Below are 2,541 nucleotides of genomic sequence, written 5' to 3'. Positions count from 1 at the left end.
TTCCGCGCGGTGTCGTGCCAGGCGGCGCACGCGCGCCGCTTCATGAAGAAAATCAGTGTCACAAGGATAGGTGAAGAAGTGTTCATCGATGTCGAAGCCAATGCATTCCTGCACCATATGGTGCGCAATATCGTCGGTTCGTTGCTGTTGGTCGGTCGCGGTGAGCAACCGGTGGAATGGATGGGGCAACTCCTGGCCGCAGGCGATCGCGAGCGCGCCGGCCCCACCGCGCCTGCCACCGGACTCACCTTCCTCGGCCCGAAATACGAAGCCCACTGGGGCCTGCCCGAACAGGTAACGCTGGCATGACCCGCATCAAGTGCTGCGGCATGACCCGCCTGGACGATGTCCAACTGGCTGCCCGGCTGGGTGCGGATGCGGTCGGCTTCGTCTTCACCCGGCGCAGCAAGCGCTTCATAGAGCCGGAAGCCGCTGCCAGCCTGCGCGCGTCCTTGCCGCCCTTCGTCGATGCGGTAGCCCTGTTGATGGACGACGAACCGGCATGGGTGGCGCATGTGATCGACGTGGTGCAGCCGGACCTCGTGCAATTCCACGGCGAGGAAACCGACGACTTCTGCACGGGTTTCGGCAGGCGTTACCTCAAGGCCATCGCCATGGGCGATGGCGCTGCCGCCCTGCACAAGCTCCATGCCTATCCCGGTGCCGCCGGCCTGCTGCTCGACGGCCATGGCCTGGGTGAGCCGGGGGGTAGCGGCCGCGCCTTCGACTGGTCGTTGATGCCGAAGGATTTTCCCCAGCCGTTGATTCTGGCGGGCGGGCTCGACGCGTCGAACGTGGCCCGCGCCATCGCCGTGGCCCGACCGTGGGCAGTGGACGTGGCCAGCGGCATCGAGTCGTCCCCCGGGGTGAAGGATGCCGCTAAGATGGAACACTTCATCGCCGCCGTCCGGCGAGGTCAAGGCGCCTGAACCCCCGGGTGCCCCAGCACAGGTATCGCATGAATTCCCAGATCGATTTCCACGCTTATCCCGACGCGCATGGTCGCTTCGGCGACTACGGCGGCATCTACGTGGCCGAAACGCTGATGGCGCCCCTGGCCGAGCTTACGGCGGCGTACGAGCGCCTGCGCAAGGATCCGGCCTTCATCGCCGAACTCGACCGCGACCTTAAGCATTACGTGGGCCGACCCAGCCCCATCTACGAAGCCGAACGCCTCACCCGCCATGTCGGCGGCGCACGCATCGTGCTCAAGCGCGAAGACCTCAACCACACCGGCGCCCACAAGATCAACAACACCGTGGGCCAGGCCCTGGTGGCCCGGCACATGGGCAAGACGCGCATCATCGCCGAAACCGGCGCCGGCCAGCACGGCGTGGCCAGCGCCACGGTGGCCGCTCGCCTGGGGCTGAAGTGCGTGGTGTACATGGGCGCGGTGGATATCGAGCGCCAGAAGATCAACGTCTACCGTATGCGTCTGCTCGGCGCTGAGGTGGTGCCGGTGACGTCCGGTTCGAAGACGCTCAAGGATGCCCTGAACGAAGCCATGCGCGACTGGGTCACCAACGTTGCGGACACCTTCTACATCATCGGTACGGTTGCAGGTCCCCATCCGTATCCGCAGATGGTGCGTGACTTCAACGCCATCGTCGGCCGCGAGGCGCGCGCGCAGATGCTCGAAAGCTACGGCCGCCTGCCCGATGTCATCACCGCCTGCGTGGGCGGCGGTTCCAATGCCATCGGCCTGTTCCATGCGTTCCTCAACGACAAGGACGTACGCATCGTCGGCGCCGAGGCCGCGGGCCACGGCATCGAGACCGGCCAGCATGCCGCGTCGCTGTCCGCGGGTCGCCCGGGCGTGTTGCACGGCAACCGCACCTATGTGCTGGCGGATGAAAACGGCCAGATCACCGAAACCCATTCGGTGTCCGCGGGCCTGGACTACCCGGGTGTCGGTCCCGAGCACGCTTTCCTCAAAGACGCCGGCCGCGCCCAGTACGTCGGCGTCACCGACGATGAAGCCCTAGAGGCCTTCCACCTGCTGGCGCGCACCGAGGGCATCCTGGCGGCGCTTGAATCCAGCCACGCCATCGCCCAGGCCATGAAGCTGGCGCGCGAGCTGCCCAAGGATGCCCTGGTGCTGGCCAACCTGTCCGGCCGCGGCGACAAGGACGTACACACCATCGCCGCACGCGAGGGGATCGAACTGTGAGTGACAACCGACTGGACCGCCGGTTCGCCGAACTGAAATCGAAGGGCCGCACCGGACTCATTCCCTTCATTACCGCCGGCGACCCCTCGCCCGATGGCGTGGTCGCGCTGATGCACGCCTTGGTGAGTAGCGGTGCGGACGTCATCGAACTGGGCGTGCCTTTCTCCGATCCGATGGCCGACGGCCCGGTGATCCAGCACGCGGACGAACGCGCGCTGGTGCGCGGCGTCGGACTCATGCAGATCCTCGGTTGGGTCGCCGAATTCCGCACGCGTGACGCGACCACACCCGTCGTGCTGATGGGATACCTCAACCCGATCGAGATCCACGGCATGGAGCGCTTCGCACACGAGGCGCGCGAAGCCGGCGTT

At 66.3% G+C, this 2,541-nt stretch carries 4 protein-coding genes; all 4 read left to right on the top strand.

The genetic code is table 11. The annotated features are described in order from the left end of the window. Window positions 1–309: tRNA pseudouridine synthase A (locus tag VK519_RS17355; RefSeq protein WP_524539005.1), on the top strand; the 309-nt coding region annotated here is incomplete at its 5' end. Further along, a complete protein-coding gene (locus tag VK519_RS17350; RefSeq protein ID WP_324351860.1) occupies window positions 306–929 on the top strand; it encodes a phosphoribosylanthranilate isomerase in 624 nt (207 codons plus the stop codon). The genes VK519_RS17355 and VK519_RS17350, both read left to right, overlap by 4 nt. A gap of 29 nt (window positions 930–958) precedes the next feature. Continuing rightward, window positions 959–2,170 carry a tryptophan synthase subunit beta gene (gene trpB / locus VK519_RS17345; RefSeq protein ID WP_324351858.1) on the top strand — a complete coding sequence of 404 codons (1,212 nt, stop codon included), beginning with the start codon at window positions 959–961 and terminating at the stop codon, window positions 2,168–2,170. After that, window positions 2,167–2,541: tryptophan synthase subunit alpha (trpA, locus tag VK519_RS17340; RefSeq protein ID WP_324351856.1), on the top strand; the 375-nt coding region annotated here is incomplete at its 3' end. The genes trpB and trpA, both read left to right, overlap by 4 nt.

The organism is Pinirhizobacter sp., assembly GCF_035317885.1.
Taxonomy (GTDB): Bacteria; Pseudomonadota; Gammaproteobacteria; order Xanthomonadales; family Rhodanobacteraceae; genus Pinirhizobacter.
Note: the sequence above shows the minus strand (reverse complement) of the source record. Positions and strands in the feature narration are given on the sequence as shown.

Coding starts and splice junctions, on each gene's coding strand:
- VK519_RS17350 (WP_324351860.1), top strand. CDS start 306: ATGACCCGCATCAAGTGCTGCGGCATGACCCGCCTGGACGATGTCCAA.
- trpB (WP_324351858.1), top strand. CDS start 959: ATGAATTCCCAGATCGATTTCCACGCTTATCCCGACGCGCATGGTCGC.